The sequence below is a fragment of the Pedobacter jeongneungensis genome (genome assembly GCF_000633455.1).
In the GTDB taxonomy this organism is placed as follows: domain Bacteria; phylum Bacteroidota; class Bacteroidia; order Sphingobacteriales; family Sphingobacteriaceae; genus Pedobacter; species Pedobacter jeongneungensis_A.
This window is the reverse complement of sequence record NZ_AYMG01000019.1, coordinates 123,820-144,104: the sequence shown is the minus strand read 5'-3', so window position 1 is coordinate 144,104 and position 20,285 is coordinate 123,820. Positions and strand designations below refer to the sequence as shown.

At 36.8% G+C, this 20,285-nt stretch carries 18 protein-coding genes; 6 read left to right on the top strand and 12 right to left on the bottom strand.

Annotated features, from left to right (window positions below; all coding sequences use genetic code 11):
* Positions 1-122: 122 nt before the first annotated feature.
* Together U859_RS0118445 and U859_RS0118440 are read right to left on the bottom strand one after the other, a co-directional pair.
* On the bottom strand, positions 123-1,280 hold the full coding sequence (locus tag U859_RS0118445; RefSeq protein WP_025144802.1) for a FecR family protein: 1,158 nt from the start codon (positions 1,278-1,280) through the stop codon (positions 123-125).
* Positions 1,281-1,401: 121 nt separating this feature from the next.
* Positions 1,402-1,989, bottom strand: coding sequence for an RNA polymerase sigma factor (locus tag U859_RS0118440; RefSeq protein ID WP_025144801.1), 588 nt, complete (start codon positions 1,987-1,989; stop codon positions 1,402-1,404).
* Positions 1,990-2,682: 693 nt separating this feature from the next.
* Between U859_RS0118440 and U859_RS0118425 the strand changes: the two genes are divergently transcribed.
* Positions 2,683-3,699, top strand: a complete 1,017-nt coding sequence (locus U859_RS0118425) for a LacI family DNA-binding transcriptional regulator (RefSeq protein WP_025144800.1) — start codon at positions 2,683-2,685, stop codon at positions 3,697-3,699.
* A gap of 21 nt (positions 3,700-3,720) precedes the next feature.
* Here U859_RS0118425 and U859_RS31215 read toward each other — a convergent pair whose 3' ends face one another.
* Complete coding sequence (locus U859_RS31215; protein WP_025144799.1) at positions 3,721-4,653, bottom strand: helix-turn-helix domain-containing protein; 933 nt, start codon at positions 4,651-4,653, stop codon at positions 3,721-3,723.
* A gap of 99 nt (positions 4,654-4,752) precedes the next feature.
* Here U859_RS31215 and U859_RS0118415 point away from each other — a divergent pair, with 99 nt between their 5' ends.
* Complete coding sequence (locus tag U859_RS0118415; protein ID WP_025144798.1) at positions 4,753-6,825, top strand: TonB-dependent receptor plug domain-containing protein; 2,073 nt, start codon at positions 4,753-4,755, stop codon at positions 6,823-6,825.
* Between the two features lie 26 nt (positions 6,826-6,851).
* Complete coding sequence (locus U859_RS0118410; protein WP_025144797.1) at positions 6,852-7,922, top strand: HmuY family protein; 1,071 nt, start codon at positions 6,852-6,854, stop codon at positions 7,920-7,922.
* Positions 7,923-8,175: 253 nt separating this feature from the next.
* On the opposite strand, the gene U859_RS0118405 is transcribed toward U859_RS0118410, so the two are convergent.
* From U859_RS0118405 to U859_RS0118385, 4 genes are all read right to left on the bottom strand, one after another.
* The gene (locus U859_RS0118405) at positions 8,176-8,355 is read right to left on the bottom strand and encodes a hypothetical protein (RefSeq protein ID WP_010602585.1); all 180 of its coding nucleotides are present in this window, start codon (positions 8,353-8,355) and stop codon (positions 8,176-8,178) included.
* Between the two features lie 183 nt (positions 8,356-8,538).
* Positions 8,539-9,123, bottom strand: coding sequence for a biliverdin-producing heme oxygenase (locus U859_RS0118395; RefSeq protein ID WP_025144796.1), 585 nt, complete (start codon positions 9,121-9,123; stop codon positions 8,539-8,541).
* An 86-nt stretch (positions 9,124-9,209) separates the two neighbouring features.
* On the bottom strand, positions 9,210-9,629 hold the full coding sequence (locus tag U859_RS0118390; protein WP_025144795.1) for a response regulator: 420 nt from the start codon (positions 9,627-9,629) through the stop codon (positions 9,210-9,212).
* A gap of 1 nt (position 9,630) precedes the next feature.
* Positions 9,631-11,844, bottom strand: coding sequence for an ATP-binding protein (locus tag U859_RS0118385; RefSeq protein ID WP_025144794.1), 2,214 nt, complete (start codon positions 11,842-11,844; stop codon positions 9,631-9,633).
* Between the two features lie 147 nt (positions 11,845-11,991).
* Here U859_RS0118385 and U859_RS0118380 point away from each other — a divergent pair, with 147 nt between their 5' ends.
* Positions 11,992-12,360: a response regulator transcription factor gene (locus tag U859_RS0118380; protein ID WP_029985936.1), complete on the top strand. Its 369-nt coding sequence runs from the start codon at positions 11,992-11,994 to the stop codon at positions 12,358-12,360.
* Positions 12,361-12,363: 3 nt separating this feature from the next.
* On the opposite strand, the gene U859_RS0118375 is transcribed toward U859_RS0118380, so the two are convergent.
* The 3 genes from U859_RS0118375 to U859_RS0118365 are packed head-to-tail and all read right to left on the bottom strand — an operon-like array spanning position 12,364 to position 13,729.
* The gene (locus U859_RS0118375; protein ID WP_025144792.1) at positions 12,364-13,170 is read right to left on the bottom strand and encodes a mechanosensitive ion channel family protein; all 807 of its coding nucleotides are present in this window, start codon (positions 13,168-13,170) and stop codon (positions 12,364-12,366) included.
* A gap of 19 nt (positions 13,171-13,189) precedes the next feature.
* Positions 13,190-13,342: a hypothetical protein gene (locus U859_RS32035; protein WP_162799987.1), complete on the bottom strand. Its 153-nt coding sequence runs from the start codon at positions 13,340-13,342 to the stop codon at positions 13,190-13,192.
* 18 nt (positions 13,343-13,360) lie between these two features.
* Positions 13,361-13,729, bottom strand: a complete 369-nt coding sequence (locus U859_RS0118365) for an STAS/SEC14 domain-containing protein (protein ID WP_025144791.1) — start codon at positions 13,727-13,729, stop codon at positions 13,361-13,363.
* 142 nt (positions 13,730-13,871) lie between these two features.
* On the opposite strand from U859_RS0118365, the gene U859_RS0118360 reads away from it, so the two are divergent.
* Positions 13,872-14,990, top strand: coding sequence for an alpha/beta hydrolase (locus U859_RS0118360; RefSeq protein ID WP_025144790.1), 1,119 nt, complete (start codon positions 13,872-13,874; stop codon positions 14,988-14,990).
* Positions 14,991-15,081: 91 nt separating this feature from the next.
* Here the strand turns inward: U859_RS0118360 and U859_RS0118355 are convergent, their stop codons facing one another.
* Positions 15,082-15,852 carry a Ku protein gene (locus U859_RS0118355; protein ID WP_025144789.1) on the bottom strand — a complete coding sequence of 257 codons (771 nt, stop codon included), beginning with the start codon at positions 15,850-15,852 and terminating at the stop codon, positions 15,082-15,084.
* 128 nt (positions 15,853-15,980) lie between these two features.
* On the opposite strand from U859_RS0118355, the gene U859_RS0118350 reads away from it, so the two are divergent.
* On the top strand, positions 15,981-18,251 hold the full coding sequence (locus U859_RS0118350; protein WP_025144788.1) for a glycosyltransferase family 4 protein: 2,271 nt from the start codon (positions 15,981-15,983) through the stop codon (positions 18,249-18,251).
* 436 nt (positions 18,252-18,687) lie between these two features.
* Here the strand turns inward: U859_RS0118350 and U859_RS0118345 are convergent, their stop codons facing one another.
* Complete coding sequence (locus U859_RS0118345; protein ID WP_025144787.1) at positions 18,688-20,160, bottom strand: glycoside hydrolase family 130 protein; 1,473 nt, start codon at positions 20,158-20,160, stop codon at positions 18,688-18,690.
* Positions 20,161-20,285: the final 125 nt, after the last annotated feature.

The following is a 20,285-nucleotide window of genomic DNA, read 5'->3' as shown; positions in this document are numbered from 1 at the left end:
TAACTGCAACAGGAAATGGTACGAACATCTCTTGTCTCCTTTATTAGAGAGATAACTTGAATGGTTTTTCTGTGTATATTATTTCTTCATATCTTTTCGGTTAATAGTTTGTTGGTTTGGTTTTATTTAGGGTTTACAGTGATCTGGTTGTGCTCTATCTGACAATGAATGCCCGAATAAGAAAGCATCTCGATAAGTTTTGAGGCATTAATGCTTCTTGGTATTTTGCCGGTATATTGTTTGTTTGGAATAGCGCCATTATAACTCACATCGGTATTATACCAGCGCGAAACCTGCCTCATTACCGACTGAAGATCCGATTTCTCAAATTGGAAATATCCATTTTTCCATGCGATTATGGCCTCAGGATCTTCAACTTCATTTATCTTAATCAGCTCAGATTTTCCATTAATATTAGCTTGCTGGCCAGGTTTTATAATTGCTTTTAAATTTCCCTTTTTAATTTCGATACTTCCTTCCAGCAATGTGGTGCGCTGGAATTCTTCATCATCGTATGTATTTATATTAAAATGAGTTCCTAAAACTTTAATATCAGATTGATCGGTGTGTACAATAAATGGTTTCACTTTATTTTTTGCCACCTCAAAATAAACTTCCCCACTAACCTCCACTTTGCGCTCATTACCCGCAAAAGCCATCGGAAATTTAATTGAAGAACTTGCATTTAACCATACCTCAGTTCCATCAACTAAGATTAAATGATACTGGCCACCACGGGGTGTACTTACGCTATTAACTGTTGCAGTTTTAGCATTCATATTACCCACGAAACGGTAAAGCAGCTCGCCACTTTTTGTTTTGATCACCTGAACACCCGATTGGTTTGCAATCCGGCCATCTGAAGCGTTGTTCAAAACAATTTGTGATCCGTCGGCCAATAACAATATAGCGTTGTTCCCTCCAGGAATTATTTTCGATTTAGTTGTTTTAAAAGAACCTGTTGGCAAGGCGGCGTTTTCCGTTTGTTTTAAATACACATAGATTCCCGCCAGCAAAGTCACAATAAAAATGGCGGCTTTAAAAAACATCGAATGGTATAACTTAATCTTTTTTGGATTTTGCTTGTTTTTTTTACCTTCAATTGTCGAAGTAATTTTTTCAAAAACCTGCTCCTTTACCCTTGCCTCATTAAATTGAACCGGAGTTAATTCTTCACCACCAATACCGTCATACCACTGCTCAACCAATTTCTTTTCATCTGGTGTAGCAGTTTGGCTGTTGTACTTTTTAATTAAAAATCTAATTTCGTCAGGTTTCAAAACTGGGGCTTTTGTAATGATATACGGTTACCTGATAAAAAGTACCATACGGTTGTGATAATTATTAAATTATTTTTGATATGTACTGTGGTCGCTTTAATACAGCCAGAAAGAAGAGCTGTTATAAATGTTTGGCGATAAACAGGGCAAGCATGGCCAAAGAAGAATCGTAGGCTTTAACCCTCAAACGCAGACGTTGATAAGCCATTTGGAGCTGATTTTTTACCGTCTGCTCTGATAATGACAAATCTTCTGCTATTTGCCGGATAGAAAGATCATCTTCTCTTTTTAGCAGGTAAATTTCTTTCATGCGCAATGGCATGCGCTCTACTTCTGCATCGATAATGTTTTTTAATTCTTTTTCGAGGATGCTATTCTGAGCATGAACATCAGCAGGAACTGCTCTTGAAGTTACACTTAGCGCATATCTCAAGCGAACCTCGTCTTTTTCGTAAAGCTTTAAGATTTTATTGCGAAGAATTGCAAATAAATAAGCCAATACACTGCCTTCGGCGTCTAAAAGTTCGATCTTGTCCCATAAACTCACAAATACATCTTGTACAAGATCTTGGGCAAGTTCACTACAATTAACCTTTTTATATGCCTTTTTGTAAAGTGCACTCCAATAAGCATCAAACACGAGGTTAAATGCCTTATTTTTATTCATTTTTACCAGAAGAAAAAAATTACTTTCTAATTCTTCGTACATATACAATCGATAAACAACTAATTAAGGTTTTTAAAGAATGTCAAAGAAAGGACATCACTATTAACCCAATGTTAAATTTAATAAATATTAGATATGGTTTATTAAGGCTAAAGTTTACTGCAGTGTAAAAATGTACGGATCGATTACGGAATGATAATGTTTTATGGAGTTTTAGCCTTATGGTGCTTATTTTCTGCTATTATGATCTATTTTGGTTAAAAATTCTTATTGAAGGCATTATATTAATCGTCAAAAAAACAGTTTTATTAACAAAAAATGCTGTTAAAAAAACAACTAAATTATATACCTTTGATTTGGGTTAACATATAGCTTAGATAACTTATTGTATCCTGCTTGCAGGAGCATAACCCTTTTAACGAGGAGTGGTACGAACACTTCTCGTTTTTTATTATAAACACCCCTCAAAAGAGGGGCATTTTTGTTAATCATTGGGGGTGTGCCTTTATAAATACGCATTAATTTTAATGCCTCATTTTCATTTTAAACAAATCAAATTGTTTTCTACCTATAAATTTGATGTCTTTAATTCCAGGAATTATGTTCGTTTCGTTCCCCGAATGTATTGATATTTATAAGTTGGAGAAAAGAAATGAGGAAAAAAAACAACGCAAACGTTTGATTAATTTTGTAATATTACATATTGAAGAAATTTAATGTAGTTTAGCACTTACAATGCAATCGAAGCCAACCACAATCAAAGAAATAGCCAGGATTTTAAACATTTCACCTTCTAGTGTTTCAAGAGGATTACATGATCATCCCAGTATCGGAGCAGTAACGAGAGAGAAAATTAAACAACTGGCCAAGTCTCTAAATTATGAGCCCAATAATGCTGCAATCCTTTTTCAAAAAGGTAAAACCTACACGATTGGTGTAATTTTGCCCGAACTTTCTGAGCATTTTTTTTCTATCGCCATATCAGCAATTGAGGATGAAGCGATCAAAAAAAATTACACGGTTATTTTTGCCCAGTCGCACGATAATTATGAGCAGGAGGTAAAACTCGTTGAAAAAATGAAAAATCAGCGCGTTGATGGTTTACTGGTATCCATTAGTAAAGACACCTCAAAATTTGATCATTTTGAGAAACTAAACTCTTTTAATATCCCAGTAGTATTTTTCGACCGCATCCCTCCTTTTAAAAATGTACATTATGTTGCCTGCAGTTTAGAAAGTGCAACCATAAAAGCGGTTAATTATCTCCTTAAAAAAGGTCATAGAAGTATTGGTATGATTAACGGTCCAAGTACTTTATATGCCAGTGAAGAACGTAAAGATGGTTATATGCAGGCCATTAACTTTAACCGCTTAAAGTTTGATCCTTCATTGGTGGTAAACTGCGATTTAACCGAGCAAGGTACTATTGAGGCAGCCGACCAGTTTTTAAACCATAAAAGAAAACCTACGGCAATTGTTGCATTTAATGATTATGTAGCACTTTTTCTGATCAAATATTTCAAAAAGCTCAATGTGATCAACGATTTTGATATCGTGAGTTACGCCAACTTACCCATTATCAGTTATCTGGATAATTCGCCAGTGGCATCTGTTGAACAATATCCCTATTTACAGGGACAAAAAGCGGCAAACATCCTGCTGGATCTGATCCACAGTCCGAATTCGGAGAACCAGGCCTATTACAATACCATTGTAGAATCAGACCTGATTGTGAACGAAGTAAAAGAGTAAACAAACGTTTGCGCTGAGTTTTTAGTTTTTATTTAAACTACCGGGCAAAATGTGGTATTTCTTTTTAAAAGCAGCAATAAAATGCTGTGCATTTTTGTAGCCTACTAAAAAAGCAACTTCGTTTACACTCTTTTTTTCTTTCGACAGGAAGTAATGTGCTTTTTCCATCCTGATTTTATACAGGTAACCAAACACCGTATGCCCGGTTAATTCCTTAAAACCTTTCTTAAGCTTATAATCGTTAATGCCCGCTTTACGCGAAAGTTCTATCAATGAGCTTGGCCTTTGCAGATCGTGCTCTACCAGTTGTTTTGCCAGCATAATTTTATTGATATCTTCCTGTTTAAAAGTGATGCTTTGCTGCTCCTGATTCTGGTTAAGGTACATAATGATCAAATCTAATATCCTGGCTTCTAAAAACAAGCGTTTCGCTTTCCCCTCATGTTTGCAATCAATAATATGCTGTAATATTAGACTGGTTTCAGGTTTAATGGACTGTTGAAATCCTTGTGATAGCAGCGTAAAAGGTTCGATTGCGGCCATATTATCAAAATAGCTTTCTGTAAATTGTATGTAAATCAATTTCGTTTGCTCAGTTGCCTTGAATACTATTTTATCAATACATCCTAAATTAATGTCTTGTTCGTGCTTATTAAGTGAAAAGAAATTATCCTGTTGAGTGCTGGAATTATAGTTAATTTCACCACTGAGGCAAAATAAAAAACCGACAAGCTGCTGGGAAGATTCGAAAAGAAAATCTTCAGGCAAATCAGGATTGATTTTTATTAAACTCATGTGGGTGCCCTTAAACCACTTCTCTTTTATCTCCAGACTTGCATTTTCGGTTTTATAGTCAAAAGCAAATTCGTCAACCGGATTATTGCCTTCAAAATTATCAGGATAAATGTTTTTGTAAATGGTATTTCCGTTTGCTGAGCCTTTAATTTCCATCATGATTTAATCCGTTTAGCGGTATTAATTATCCGTTTAACGTTATCTGTTTTTTATGATTATGCACAAATTTGCACAATTATTTATAATTAGTCTAAATAAATGAGAATATATTTATCAATTGCCTTATCGCTTTGCGGATTTGTTACTGTGGCTCAAGAAATTAAAGTTGATACCACCAAGGCAAATGATTTAAAAGATGTAGTTGTTACTGGCCAATATGGGCCACAAACTTTGAGAAACTCTGTTTATAACATCAGAACCATTACTGCTGAACGGATAAAACTTAGGGCTGCTACCAACGTGCAGCAGGTTTTAAACACTGAACTGGGTTTTCGCTTTAGTAATGATTTAACATTGGGCACCACCGATATCCAGCTCATGGGAATGACAGGAAGAAACGTTAAAATACTTTTGGATGGGATACCTATGGCAGACCGATCGGATACACGCGAAAGTTTAAACCAGATCGATATTAATACCATTGAGCGGATTGAGATTGTAGAAGGGCCGATGTCGGTAGTTTACGGAGCCGATGCATTGGCAGGAGTAATCAATATTATCACTAAAAACCCGACAAAATCAGCTTTAAATCTATCTGCAAGGATTCAGGAAGAAACTGCCGGCAACGAGTATGAAGCTTTATCAGGAAAAGGAAACCACCTCCAGAATTTCAGCGCCAGCTGGAAAAACAACCATTGGAGTATACTGGCAGGTTTTACCCATAACGATTTCGGCGGATGGAATTTGGCAAGCAAAACAGCCACTATAGGCGAAGTTGCTGCAGTTACCAACCGATGGAAACCAAAAGAACAATATCTGGGCAATACCAAAATCGGCTACCGCAATAACAATTTCAGCATCTGGTACCGTTTAGATGGGCTGAAAGAAGATATTGATGTACGAAATGGATTAAACCCTAACACTTATAAGGGATTACTGCAAACCTATACCACGCATCGGTATACGCAGCAGCTTCAATCTGAATACAAAATCAGCAATAAGCTACAATTTTCGGCTATTGCAGGTTATACCAATCTCGACCGCGCTACCAAAACGGTTATCCACGATTTTACCAATAACACCGAAGTCTTATCTACGGGCGCTGGTGAACAGGATATTGCAAAATTTAATACTACCAATTTTAGGGCTACAGCCATTTACAGCTTAGATAAATCGGTTTCCTTTCAACCTGGTTTCGAATACAACAGAGATGCAGCTAGCGGACAAAGAATCAAGGGATCGCCAGTAATTAATGATTATGCAGCATTTATTACCGCCGAAATTAAACTAGGTGATATGGTAAATATCAGACCAGGATTAAGGTTTATCAAAAATTCTATTTATGATGCCCCTCCTGTAATTCCATCATTAAATGCCAAATTTATTTTATCCCAGGATCTGGATCTGCGTTTAGCTTACGCAAAAGGTTTCCGCTCCCCTGCCCTTAGGGAACTATATTATGATTTTGTTGATGCCAGTCATAACATTTTAGGAAATCCTGATCTAAAAGCAGAAGAATCGAACAGTTTTAACGGCTCTTTAGTTTGGACAGGTATCCGCCACAAGGATGTTGAATTCCGCTCTACCTTAACTGGTTTCTACAATTTGGTTAACAACAGGATTGACTTTGCTACTTCCCCTACTGATAATACCGTAACTACCCTCGTTAATATATCGAGATATAAAACCACAGGCGCTACACTGGATAATGTTTTCACTTATAAAAATAATCTTCAGGCCTCACTTGGTATATCTTACATCGGCAGGTATAGTGGTTTCAGTAGCGATAGTAATGTTGAAATACCTGAATTTGTATGGGCTACGGAAATCAATTCGAACATTACTTATACGTTTCCTAAAATACGTGGTAGTATCAGTTTATTTTACAAATACACAGGAAGCTTGCCGAGCTATCAGCTTTCAACAGAGAATAGTGTCAACAATATAAAACTGACAAAAATCGGCGATTTCCATACTGCTGATTTAATGTTAAACAAAAACCTCTTCCGTTCGCTAACCATCAATGCAGGTGTTAAAAATCTATTTAATGTTACCCAATTAACCAATACCTCAACTGTAACTGGCGGTGCGCATAGCGCAGGCGGTGCTGTACCTTATAGCTATGGCCGATCTTATGTATTGGGACTAAGCTATAACCTGGATGTACTTTAATCATAAACAACATAATTACAATAAACATGAACAAATTTAACTCAACACTCACTATTGCACTTTTGGCGATAACCTTTACAGCTTGTAAAAAAAACACGGATGAACCTATCATAGTTGTTCCACCATCTGATGGAAGTACTTTAACACTTAATGGATTGGTAGGTACCGAACTAGGAAGTGCGGCAGGAAATAGTGTTTATGTAGATTTTAGTACAGATAAACAAACTCCAGTGCTGCGATCTTCCTGGGATTTAGGTTTTTATAGTGGAGCTGATTTCAGGGTTATTTTAAATAATACCACAGGCGCAGGTGCAAAGGTAATTACCGCATCTAATGCAAGTCTTGCTACAGTAAGTGAAGCAGATACCTTGGGTTTAACGCTAGCTGTTAATCAGGCCAACCCTGCGAATACGGATTTTGCTTATTTCGATGCGATTAACGGCAATCTTTCAAGCACCGTAATTCCGGTAGTTTCTGCTACAGCTGCTGATAATAAAATTATTATTTTAAACCGTGGTACGGGTGGCGGTATTGCTGCTCGATCATGGATCAAGCTTAAAGTAACCAGAAATACATCGGGAGGTTACACTTTACAGTATGGCAAAATAAAAGAAACAACAAATTTTACAACTGTTGATATTCCTAAAGATGGAAACTTCGATTTCAAATTCGTTTCGCTTACCAATGGCGCAATTGTTAATGCGCAGCCAGAGAAAGCCAATTGGGATTTGGTTTGGACTTACTCTGTATATCAAACCTTGTTCTCAAATGTTTTGGTACCGTACAATTTTTCTGACCTGATTTTCTTGAATAACTCGAATGGTGTTAGTGCAGGCGTAGTAGCAACAACCACTGTGAGTTATGCAGACTTTAAAGAATCGAACATTAGCGCTGTAAATTTTAAAAACGAAAGAACTGCTATTGGTTCAGATTGGAGAAGCACTTCACCTGCAACAGGCGTTAAAACAGATATTTTTTATGTAATAAAAGATGCAGCAGGCAATGTTTACAAATTAAAATTCATTTCTATGGGCGCTGGAGATGCAGGCACGCGTGGTAAACCAGTAATCGAGTATAAATTGGTTAAAAAAGGATAATTCGTAGAAAGACTTCTGAAATCTGATGTGCTATATAACGATCAAATTTCAGAAGTTTCGATTAAAAAAATATGTTTTGTTAGTTGGATATAGGCTCTCCGCGATGGGGAGCTTTATCTTTTTAGGGGCTTTCTTAAAGACTTACGAGGTCTCATTTGCGTGCTCCTCATCAGGCCTGATAAGTCTCTATCCTACCTAAACGCAAAAAGGGCCCTGGCATACCAGAACCCTTTTTGTTTCTACTCGCGAAATATTATTTTCCAGAGTTTTTCTTGTCAGTTACTTCTGCACGGATTTCTTGTGCTAAAACTTTAAGATCTTGCATTGCTTTACGCACACGAGTACCAGCAGCTGCATTGCCAGCATTATAAAATTTTTCTACATCTGCTTCAATAGCAGCAACAGCAGCTTTAACTTTTGAGAATTTTTCCATCGCTAATTGATGTTTTTAAGGTTTAAAAAATTTATTTTTTCAATAATACATATTTACCTTGAATTAACAACAGAAAGCAAATATTTATTTGAAAGAAGTTTTGCACATTTTCACAATCAAAAAAAATGCCCTGAAACTATTACAGGCCTATTTTTTACATTTAGAAGATCAAAATCCTAGGAGCTAACTGAGTTGTTTTGATAAGTTGATGAGGTTATTAAAGGTTTGGTTGGCGCTGTTAATGCAACGTTCGTAATCGGTCTCTACAACACGTTCATTCAGCACAGAAACGAATTTTTTCCATTTGGTGCTTAACTCTTCGCCATAAACCCCGTAGTAATTTAAACCAGCTTCATGATCTTTAAAGTTCGGATTAGCCAAAATATGCCTTTTAATCACGTTTCCGCCCAATGTTGCGCCTTCCAGCACATATAAAGCGCCTAAAACTTCTGCAGTATTTTTTTGTGGAAGATACAGTTCAAAATTTAAACCAGGCAAAGTTAAACTATCAATGCCCCAATAATTTAAGTCTTTTTCTAATGCAGCAAGCTTTAGCCTGCTATTCATTTCGAGTGCTGCGGCAATATCAGCATCAAGCATATTGGCTAATGTATTTTCTGATTTTTGATGAATGATATAATTAACCATCAACAGTTTTTTATACTGATCGATGCTTAATGAATTGTTCATAATTTCGTTTACAAACATTAGCGATTCTAATGCTTTATGGTTTTCTGCAGTTTCTGCCCTCAATAAATTGGCAATCATATCGTGGTATTATTTTTTTAAAATGATCTTAAAAAGAAAAGATCCGGGTTTAATACCCGAATCTCCCTATAAATGTTTTATAAATTCTAATTTAGCCTTAAATGTTGATTAAACCAAAAATCGTGTACGGAATGCACACACTTCACCAGGTTTTCATATCCATCAGGCTTCGTCAGGTAAGCGTTGGCCCCAAATTCTATCGATGCTTTTACATCATCAGGATTATCTGATGTAGAAAACAAAATTACAGGAACTGTTTTTAGGTAAGGAATATCACGGATAAACTTTAACAGATCAAGTCCAGATAAACCCGGAAGGTTTAAATCCAGCAAAATCAGCTTTGGTTTTGTTTTAGTATCTGCAAAATTCTGTAATTTCTGTAAAGCTTCTGCCCCATCCTCAACAATGGTTAAATTAAGTGTTTCTTTCACTTCCTGTACGGCACTTTGCATAAAAAATGCATAATCTATATCATCTTCCACGTAAAATATATCCGGCGTTTTCATTTTATTTGTTTTTAAAAGCTACGTAAAAAGTAGAACCTGCGTTTAACTTACTCTCAAACCAAACCCTTCCGTTGTGTTTTTCTACAACCCTTTTTACAATAGCTAAGCCTACTCCTGTTCCCTCAATATCCTTAACATTGTCCATGCGTTTGAAAAGCTCAAACACCCTGTCGTAGTATCGGTTATCAATTCCTATACCGTTATCTTTAACTGCATAAACAACCTCTCCTCCATCGATATAACCAGTAACCTCTATTTTGGGCTTATCGGCCATTATAGAGTATTTTACAGCATTACCGATCAGATTTGTAAAAACCTGAGCAATCATTGTTTTATCGCCATTTAAATCCGGCAATTGCCCTAAAATCAGTTCGGAGTTGTCTGCTTTAAAAGCCGTCAGCACTTCATTTTTAATTTCTTTTAACAACGGATCCATCTCAACCGTTTCAAAAATGACATCAGAACGCCCAACCCTGGCCAGATTCAGGATTTCTTTGATTAGAAAGTTCATCTTATTGGCGCCATTCAAAATCCTGTCTAACATCTTTCTACCGCCTTCATCAATGCTTTTATTTTTCAGCAACAGTTCAGCATAAGTTTTTATAGAGGTTAATGGCGTTCTTAAATCGTGGGAAATGGTATAACTAAAAGTGTCCAGTTCTTCGTATGCGGCCTGCAGTTTTTCGTTGAGCTGCCTGATTTCGTTGGCTTTTTTATTGATATCGGTAATGATAATCTCGCGGATTCGTAACACAGAAGCAATTTCTTCTGCAAGCCATTTTTCAGAAGTATTATTAACCACCTGTGACCAGATTTCGAAAGATTTTCTTGGTGATAAACTTAACAGGCCATTTTCAGACGGTGTTGCTGGTTTTTCGGGATTCCCGGCCCAGTTTACATTACTGATAATTTCGGGCTTGAACCAGATGATCATTTCGCCCAGTTCTTTGTTTAAAGTGCAGGAAAGAATCCCTGCAGCAATAGATTTGTATTTTTTAGCCGGAGAATGAATTTCAGGTAAACGATGTGTATAATAAATCGATTCGTCACTCGAAATTTTTAGCCAATTGGAAAGTTCCCATATTTCATCATATGATGGTACATTTCCAATGGTTTTAAGTTCATTTTCGAAAATAATAGCCACACCACCAGCTTTGGTTACATCTAAAATACTGGTTTTATGTGTAGTTATGGCTTCAACCAGGTATTTATCGCGGTTTAAATGCTCTGATAATACATTGGCAGTATCTTTAAACTGTTTTATTACTTCAGCATCTTCTTCTTCCTGGCGGTACTCTAATGCTGAAGAAAGAATCTGTCCGATTAGTTTAGAGCCTTCCCGTGCTTTATAATCGATAAATTTTGGACTATAGTTATGACAGGCGATTAAACCCCAAAGCTCACCATGCGAGATTAAGGATATACTAAAACTCGAGTGCACACCCATATTTTTTAAATATTGAATGTGTATTGGTGATACCGCGCGCAAGCCGCCGTTGGTTAAATCGAGCGGTTGATCTTCTTTAAAGGTGATAATTGGCGAATCGTTGGTATTTACATCTGCAATTAACCTGGTTAAATTGAGTTTATACAGTTCTCTTGCCTGCTTAGGAATATCAGATGCCGGATAATGCAGACCAAAAAAAGGTTCTAGGTTATCTTCCTTCTCTTCTGCTACTACCTCACCATGACCATCATCCAAAAATTTATAAATCATGATCCGATCGTAATTGATCAGTTTTTTAACTTCGAGTGCAGCACTGCTTAATAATGCAGAAACACTCTTGCCCTGGAGCATTGACGAGGCAGATCGGCCTATCGAACTCTGAATATCATATTGTAAGGTTACGGGCTCAAATTCAAGCAACCAGTTATCATTTGAAGGAGAAATAATCAGGTAAAAAGGATTTCCATTAATCTCAACCGGATGAGGACTAATGGCATCAAAACTTTTGCGGATGATCCCCAACTTCAACAGATCTTCAATGTCAAATTCAGGATTGTGCTGTTGTATAAAATGATTTAAGCTGGAAAGCGACTGATTTAAAAGGTTTTTTGCCTGTTCTTTTAAAAAATCTCCTGTATTTTCGCTGAGATAAGTGATAGAAAAAGTGTTCTTATCAACCGCTATAAGAAAACCATGTGATTGAATTTTACCGGGGATATGAATCGGTTCCCGATCACAATTGGTTAGGTCTACAGAAAATTTAGTCATACGATATATTAATGTTGCAAAAATATTAGATTTAACGGGCTAACAAATATAAAGCCTATTTTTAGAATGTCTCTAATTTAGAGAATTCGGTTTTAGGATTTGTTTTTTATTATATATTTGTTTGAAATTTAAACAATCATCCAAAACTTGGCCAAGAAGAATATTTTGGTTATCGAAGATAACCATGCAATCCTAGATGTAATCACCCTTATTTTAGAAAGCGAAGCTTTCAACGTTGCCGGATTAAATAAAGGAGCAGATTTTATTACCCATGTTCGTGAGCTTAATCCTGATGTGATTATCATGGACATCATGCTTCCTGATGCTGATGGTAGAGTGCTTTTAAAAGAACTTAAGGATACCGCGGCTACAAAACATATTCCTGTATTAATGATTTCTGCCCGCTATAATGCGAACAATTATGCTGTTGATGATTTACTTGCCGATGATTTTATGGCAAAACCGTTCAACATAGATGAATTAATGGATAAAATTTATGCTTTATTAAGAAAATAGTCATTATTCGGGCATTCCAGGTAATTTTATTCCCCCCAGTTTCAAATTTTTCATCAGTATTTCTAAAAACGAAAGTTTGGTATCGGTAAAACCATGTGCATTTACCCAAAGATTTAAGCTTATTTTAAAACCGCTGTCTTCCAGTGATGATACACCGATTCTTCTTTCTGGTGTCTTCAAACAATTTTTAAACTCATCAACGGTTTTATTAAATATAGCTACCACCTGATCATAATCAATGCCATAACTAAATTTCATTTCTATATCCAAACGCCTGCTCCCTTCCCTGCTGATGTTGATAATGACTTCGTTAGATAGTTTTCCGTTTGGAATAACTACGGTTCTATTATCGAATGTTTTAACAATGGTATAAAATATCTGTATGGATGTTACGGTTCCCTCCTGACTTTGAGCAATAATATTATCGCCTACAACAAAAGGTTTTAACAGCAAAATTAATACGCCACTCGCAAAGTTCTGTAGTGTACCTGATAATGCCAGGCCCGCAGCCACCCCAATACCACCAATTAATACGGTTAAGAAAGTGAGCTGAATGCCGATAATCTGCATTACAGTAAGTACCAATAGAATTCTTAAGGTAATGATCATTAAACTGGTAAGGAAAGGTCTTAACGATGGATTTACATCCTTACGGTGCATACTACCCTGCATCCATTTTCCCAATAGTTTAATCAGCCATAAGCCCAAAATAAGTATGGCTATGCCTAAAATTACAGACGGCCCTTTATCAATTATCCAATCGTAGGCTTTATCATAAAAATGATCAATATTATCAGCATCAATCTTCATGTACTAGGAATTTTATTTCTTAAGGTTTCTTATTTTTTACGGGAGCATCTTTGGTTACATTTACTTTTTTGGCATCTTTAGCTGATGTTACTTTATCATCAGCACCTTTTGCTTTTGTGTTTTTCGGTGCGGTAGCCTTGCTACTTTCTTCGGCTGTTTTAGTATTTTTCATAGTTTATTTTTTTAAACATTAATCTTCAGTATCCAACCAGGCTTTCGCTTCTTCTAATTCTTCGGGCTTAAAGCCTTTCGATTTACCTGGTGTAGCAACAGTGAAGATGTCGGTAAACCATTCAACACCTTTTTCTGCGCTAACCACAGCGATCTTTTTCCATCTGGTAAAATTCTGGATGCCCGCTTTGGCATCTTGTATCCAGGCTCCTGCAGTGAAGTTTTTCACATCTGTCTCTAAAACAAGCAGGTATCTTATTTCTTTAAACCGCTGCGCTGTTCTTTTCAGGCCGGTTAATAATACATCCTTAATATCGTCGCTGGTTACTTCTCCAGTTGCCCTTACGCCAAAAATATGATCTGGCAGTCCTGTTATTTCCGTTAGCATATTTATATTTTCTATAAGAACAAGTTAATTCACCAAGATGTTTGCTATTTAGTTAAATTCTAAAAAGTTGTAAGGCAGCAAAAACACTTATTTGATTGATACTGTTATAGAAGCATATTAAAATAAAACATAAAAATAACCTATGAAAACCTACACATTAAAACTTAGTGCAGTGATATGCGGCATGGCAGTTTCGCTTGCGGCATGTACGAGCAGCACAAAAACAACTACCACAACAGATTCGACCATAATTGATTCTACCACAGCGGCAGGCTTAAAACCTGCAGGCCCGGCACCCGAATGGGGCAAAACCATAAAACCCGAAATGCAAACGGTAATTGAAAAACTAAGCAGTTATGGTGATAAACCCATTGAAACCTTAAGCGCTACTGATGCCCGTAAAAACCATACGCCAACTGACGCGGTGATGGATCTTGTGAAACAGAATAATATTACCATTCCTACACCAAAAGTAGATACAATGGGTAAAGATATTGATGTTAGTGGCGGAAAAATCCACTTACGCGTTTATACGCCTAAAGAAGGAAGCGGCCCCTATCCATTAATCGTATATTACCACGGCGGTGGTTTTGTAATTGCTAATTTAGATGTATACAATGCATCGGCACAGGCTTTGGCAGAGCAGGTTGGCGCTGTTGTAATTTCGGTAGCTTACCGCTTAGCACCTGAAAACAAATTCCCTACTGCACATAACGACGCATTTGCTGCTTACGAATGGGCAGTGAAAAATGCGGTGAGCTTAAAAGCCGATCCCGCTAAAATTGCAATTGTAGGTGAAAGTGCCGGAGGAAATTTGGCGGCCAATGTATCGATCATGGCCCGTGATAAACACATCATGATCCCAGTACACGAAGTTTTGGTTTATCCGATTGCACAAGCAGATATGAGTACAGCATCTTATAAAATGTACGAAAAAGCAAAACCATTAAATAAAGCCATGATGGGCTGGTTTACAGAAAAATATTTAAACACGATGATTGAAGCACAAAATCCAAAAATCTCGTTAGTTAATGCCAATTTAAAAGGTTTACCGCCTACCACCATTATTACTGCAGAAATTGATCCTTTACATGATGATGGCGTAATGCTGGCCGATAAATTAAAAGCTGCAGGCGTAAAGGTTGACAGTAAAAATTATGAAGGGGTAACACACGAATTCTTTGGAATGGCTATCCTGGTGCCAGAAGCAAAAGCCGCACAGGCTTATGCAGCTGATCAATTGAAAGCTGCTTTTAAATAGTTAAATCTTTCTGGAGCAAAACCTAAGGTTTAGCTCCAGAAAGATTTCGTTTAGCGCTTGGCGTAAAGCGTTTACAAATCGCTTAACACTCCTATGCTCCTTTCTTCGACCCTAAACTCTGCATCAACTGATCGTAAAGATCATCACTCGTTGCTTTCTGAGGTTTCATCTTTTTAACCGTTGCCCGTTTACCTTTTGCTTTCGCCCTGATAATTTTTAACAGTTCATTACTATAATCATCTTTAAATGAGCTCAGGTCAAATTTTGAACTATATTGTTTAATTAGAGCTAAACCAACATCCATTTCCTTTTTGGTAATGGTTATATCATCTACTTTATTGATCTCTGATAAACTTCTGATTTCCTGTTCGAACCTGATTTTGGTAATCACGATCACGTTTTCCATGGGATGAATTACGCAAAGGTTTTCGGTATTTCTGAGTACAAACCTGGCAATACCGGCTTTCCCTGATTTTTCTAAGGCTTTTAATAATAAACCATAAGCTTTTTTTCCTTGTTTCTCTGGCTCGGTATAATAAGAAGTTTCGTAATAAACCGGATTGATTTCTTTAAGATCCACAAAGTTTTCGAGTTCGATAATTTTGGTCTTTTCGGGAGCAGCTTCCTCAAAGTCGTGCTTATCCAGTACAATATATTTGTCTTTCAAAAAATAGCCTTTTACTATCTTCTCGTAAGGGACTTCTTTGTGGGTATTTTCATTTACCCTTAAAAATTTAATTTTTGCATGATCGCGTTCGTCGAGCATGTCTAAATCGAGGTTACTGTTTTGTACACCTGAAAACAGCTTGATTGGGATGTTTACCAAACCGAACCCGATAGAGCCTTTCCATATTGATCTCATCGTAGTTATTGTTTACTTACTAACAAGAGCCTAAATAATATTGTTTTGGGTTTATTAAGCGTAAATTGAGGAAATCACAAACTATTTAGATAATACGATGTTATTTAAGTATCAACCCTATTTGAAATATGAAAATAGCCTATATATCTACCTACCCTCCACGCGAATGTGGTTTGGCTACTTTTAACCAAAACCTGGTTAATGCATTAAGTTTAAATCCTGCCTATAACCCACAAAACAGTTTTGTTGTTGCCTTAAATGAATCTGATGATATAAATGAACATCAGTACCCTAAAGAAGTAAAATTCGTAATCCGCCAGCAAAATCAGCAGGATTATATCGAAGCTGCAAATTTTATTAATAACAGTGATGTAGACAGCTGTATTATTGAACATGAGTTTGGCATTTATGGCGGTAATAGCGGTGTATTTTTATTATCGTTGATCAACAGTTTAAAAAAACCGTTTATTACCATTCTACATACGGTTTTAAAAGAACCAAATTTTATGCAGCAGACCATCATTAAAGAGATTGCAATAAAATCTTCAAAAATTGTGGTGATGAGCAAAAAAGCAGTGCTGTTTTTAACCAGCATTTATCAAATTCCAAAAGCATCAATTAAATTAATAGAACATGGTGTACCTGATTTGGAACCGGTTCCGAATAATGAAATTGCACAGAGCGAATTATTTAAAAATCGTAAAGTGCTGTTTACTTTTGGATTGATCAGTAGAAACAAAGGTTTAGAAACAGTAATTAAAGCTTTGCCTGAGATTGTAGCACAACATCCTGATGTTTTATATGTGATTTTGGGCAATACCCATCCCGGTGTAGTAAAACACAATGGAGAAGAATACCGTGATAGTTTAAAAGCACTTGCAAAAGATTTAGGCGTAGAAAATAACATTGCCTTCGTTAATAAATTTGTTTCTGAAGAAGAGCTGCATCAGTATTTAACGGCTTGTACCTTATACATTACACCGTATTTAAACGAGGCCCAGATTACCAGTGGTACTTTATCGTATGCCATTGGCGCAGGTGCAGCTGTTGTTTCTACTCCTTACTGGCATGCACAGGAGCTCCTGGCAGATAACAGGGGGAAACTATTCGACTTTAAAAACGACTCACAACTGGCCAGTATTGTAAATGATCTTTTAAGTGATAAAGATAAATATCAAAAACTGAGACAGAATGCTTACGAATATGGTTTAAACCTCCGTTGGCCTGCCATTGGTACGGTGTATCTGAATGTGTTAAATGAAGCCTTGACCACTGGAAAAAAAGCAGAAAGGATTACTCCTCCCATTATCGATATTGAAAGTATGCCAGTGCTAAACCTGAACCATATTTCCTTATTAACCGATGATACCGGAATTATACAACATGCCAGATTTGGCATTCCAAACCTAAAAGAAGGATATTGTATTGATGATAACGCAAGGGCTTTGATTATGGCTTTAATGGCTACAGAGCAGGGAGAAAACCCAAAAGCATTAAGGTTTATGCCAGTGTACCTGAGTTTTATCCAGTACATGCAAACAGATAATGGCAACTTCAGGAATTTTTTAAGTTTTAACCGTAATTACCTGGATGAAGTAGGTTCTGAAGATTCTTTCGGCCGCACCATATGGTCTCTTGGGTATTTGGTTAACAGTGCGCCAAATAATTCTTATCGCGAGTTCGGAAGAGAGCTGTTTTCGCACTCTGTTCCACATTTTTCAGCGTTAAAATACATTAGAGGTAAAGCGAATACCATTATCGGATTAGCTTATTACTTATGTGCACATCCTGGAGATGAAATGATCGTTAAAGAGATTAACTTGCTTGCCAGCTCATTGATTGCCTCTTATAAAGAACATAAAGATGGCGAATGGCATTGGTTTGAAGATATTCTTACTTATGATAATGCCATACTTCCGCTAGCACTACTTCACCATTATGAGGTTACCGGAAATGCAACATCCTACAAAATTGCGATGGAAAGCATTGCATTTTTAAACAGTTTCTCTTTCGAAAACGGATACCTTAATCCCGTTGGAAATGCAGGCTGGATGAAGAAATATGGCAAAAATCCAATTTACGATCAGCAGGCTTTAGAAACCATGGCAATGGTTTTACTCTATGCCAAAGCTTTCGAGATTACTAAAGATGATCAATACCTGAATTTAATGCACACAAGTTACCAATGGTTTTTAGGCAAAAATAGCCTGCACATTCCATTGTACGATTTTGAAACACACGGTTGTGCAGATGGCTTACAATTTAATAGCGTAAATAGAAACCAGGGAGCTGAAAGTACGCTGGCTTATTTTATTTCACATTTGGCCATCCTTAAAGCTGCAGAAGCAGAATACGAAACATTATCTTCTCCACTGGTAGAGGCAGATAAATATAGTTAATATTAAATTTGTCTTGGAAATACTAAAAGCTGGCTCAGAAATGAATCAGCTTTTTTTTTGTAGAAATAACCCAGCCAATGCTTAAATGAGATATCTATAGCAGAATATAATAGAATGATCGTCATCTCTACCGGAGCAACGCGAATTGGAGAGATCTATTAAGACAGATTTAGTTTCGCTGAGCAATCTTAGTCTCGACTGCTTTGCACCCGATAGTTATCGGGTTCGCTCAAAATAACTCAGGTATCAATATTATTTTGAAAATCAGGGTTCGGTATGCTTCGGGCTTTCCGTTCTATCAGGTTTATTTAAACTGAGCCTTTGGTTCTTAGGATGTTAGATTCATACCTGCCCAGGTCTGTGTCTTCACAGAACCGAAATTTTGATTATAATAATGGTCTGTGAGGACACAGACCATTGAAAAGAAATATCATAACTATTTATCGTTATTCTCTAACAACTTATTCAATAGCAGTTCTAAATTTACCGTTGCAAAAGAAGAACTGTAATCCGATAATCCATAAGGGATAATTAGCTCCCCGTTGCTGATGATCGATCCGCAGGAATAAACCACATTGGGCACATAACCTTCGCGTTCATCATTATTCGGGATAATTAAAGGCTCTTTTAAATGACCAATCTCTTTACTCGGATCTTCCAGATCCAATAAACTTACACCAATACAATACCTGCGCATCGGACCAACCCCATGGGTAATCACAATCCAGCCTTTATCCGTTTCAATTGGCGAACCGCAGTTACCAATCTGTACCAGTTCCCAATCGTAACGCGGTTGTTTCAACAGGATTGGGTTTTCCCACACATTAACCTTATCCGAAAACATCAGGTAATTGTTCCAGCCATCTATGCGGCTCATCATTACATATTTTCCTTTAATTTTTCTCGGAAATAAAGCCAGGTTTTTATTCTGTGCGCCATCACCATAAAGTGGGATTACCTTGAACTCATAAAAATCTTCAGTTTGTACCAGTTTAGGGATAATTAAAGAGCCATCAAAAGCGGTATAAGTCGCATAATATAATACCTTACCATCGTCTTTAACAAATTTCACAAAACGGGCATCTTCAATCCCTTTGCGTTCAAATTCAGAAATCGGAAAAATCACCCGGTCCGAAATATCGGTGTCTTTAGAAAAACTAATGGTATGGTAGGTATCCGACAGCCAAAGTACTTTATCGTATTCAATCAAACGGGTCGGATTTTCCTTATGCAGGCTTTTCGAATCTTTTATAATATTGCTCAAACTGGTATATTCAAACTTATCGTCCAGTTTCGCTTCAATTTCTTCTAATACAGAAGGATCTATCTGCGCATAAGCTGCCTTTTTCAGGAAGAGTTTTTTAACGTAAATGGCATTTTTAACCACTTCAGCCTCATCAACATAATTCCCTACAGGTAAAACCTGGATATTGTTGTTTTTATCGATCAAAGCACGGCGGAAAACAATGGAAGAAATATGCCCTTCGCCTACAGCCCTGAAACTGATAATTACCCGTTTTTCACCTTCTACCAGGTCAGTCTGGTCGGGATCATCGACGATGCTCGGGTTAAAAAATGCTGCCGATTCAATCGAATATTCGTGTGTAAAATATGCCCCGATAAGCAACCTGGTATATTCATCAACATCTTCTAATTCGGTACCCAGGGCAATAAACTGCTTTTTTAATTTTTTACAGTGACGGGTCAAAATCTTGGTGATGTTCCGGTGCCTTTTAGAATATTCCTGCAAAATAGGCGAAATCAGCGAAAACACCTTTTCGTCCGAAAACTCTAAAACCTTTCTAATTACTTCTAATGCTCTCTCCTCTCCGTTGAAAAAAAAACGGGCAATAACTCTTTTAGTATCCGGGTTAACCTTAACCGGTTTACGCTCTATGTATAATCTCATCGTTTAAGCTGTTTTGATAGTAATTTTACGCTTTGCCGCACTATTTTACCGCAAAATATATTAACGGAATTTACGACTTAATTGTTTACATTATTATCATAATCTTTACCTTTAGTTTTTTCATT

Coding starts and splice junctions, on each gene's coding strand:
- U859_RS0118440 (WP_025144801.1), bottom strand. CDS start 1,989: ATGTACGAAGAATTAGAAAGTAATTTTTTTCTTCTGGTAAAAATGAAT.
- U859_RS0118425 (WP_025144800.1), top strand. CDS start 2,683: ATGCAATCGAAGCCAACCACAATCAAAGAAATAGCCAGGATTTTAAAC.
- U859_RS31215 (WP_025144799.1), bottom strand. CDS start 4,653: ATGATGGAAATTAAAGGCTCAGCAAACGGAAATACCATTTACAAAAAC.
- U859_RS0118415 (WP_025144798.1), top strand. CDS start 4,753: ATGAGAATATATTTATCAATTGCCTTATCGCTTTGCGGATTTGTTACT.
- U859_RS0118410 (WP_025144797.1), top strand. CDS start 6,852: ATGAACAAATTTAACTCAACACTCACTATTGCACTTTTGGCGATAACC.
- U859_RS0118405 (WP_010602585.1), bottom strand. CDS start 8,355: ATGGAAAAATTCTCAAAAGTTAAAGCTGCTGTTGCTGCTATTGAAGCA.
- U859_RS0118395 (WP_025144796.1), bottom strand. CDS start 9,123: ATGATTGCCAATTTATTGAGGGCAGAAACTGCAGAAAACCATAAAGCA.
- U859_RS0118390 (WP_025144795.1), bottom strand. CDS start 9,629: ATGAAAACGCCGGATATATTTTACGTGGAAGATGATATAGATTATGCA.
- U859_RS0118385 (WP_025144794.1), bottom strand. CDS start 11,844: ATGACTAAATTTTCTGTAGACCTAACCAATTGTGATCGGGAACCGATT.
- U859_RS0118375 (WP_025144792.1), bottom strand. CDS start 13,170: ATGAAGATTGATGCTGATAATATTGATCATTTTTATGATAAAGCCTAC.
- U859_RS32035 (WP_162799987.1), bottom strand. CDS start 13,342: ATGAAAAATACTAAAACAGCCGAAGAAAGTAGCAAGGCTACCGCACCG.
- U859_RS0118365 (WP_025144791.1), bottom strand. CDS start 13,729: ATGCTAACGGAAATAACAGGACTGCCAGATCATATTTTTGGCGTAAGG.
- U859_RS0118360 (WP_025144790.1), top strand. CDS start 13,872: ATGAAAACCTACACATTAAAACTTAGTGCAGTGATATGCGGCATGGCA.
- U859_RS0118355 (WP_025144789.1), bottom strand. CDS start 15,852: ATGAGATCAATATGGAAAGGCTCTATCGGGTTCGGTTTGGTAAACATC.
- U859_RS0118350 (WP_025144788.1), top strand. CDS start 15,981: ATGAAAATAGCCTATATATCTACCTACCCTCCACGCGAATGTGGTTTG.
- U859_RS0118345 (WP_025144787.1), bottom strand. CDS start 20,160: ATGAGATTATACATAGAGCGTAAACCGGTTAAGGTTAACCCGGATACT.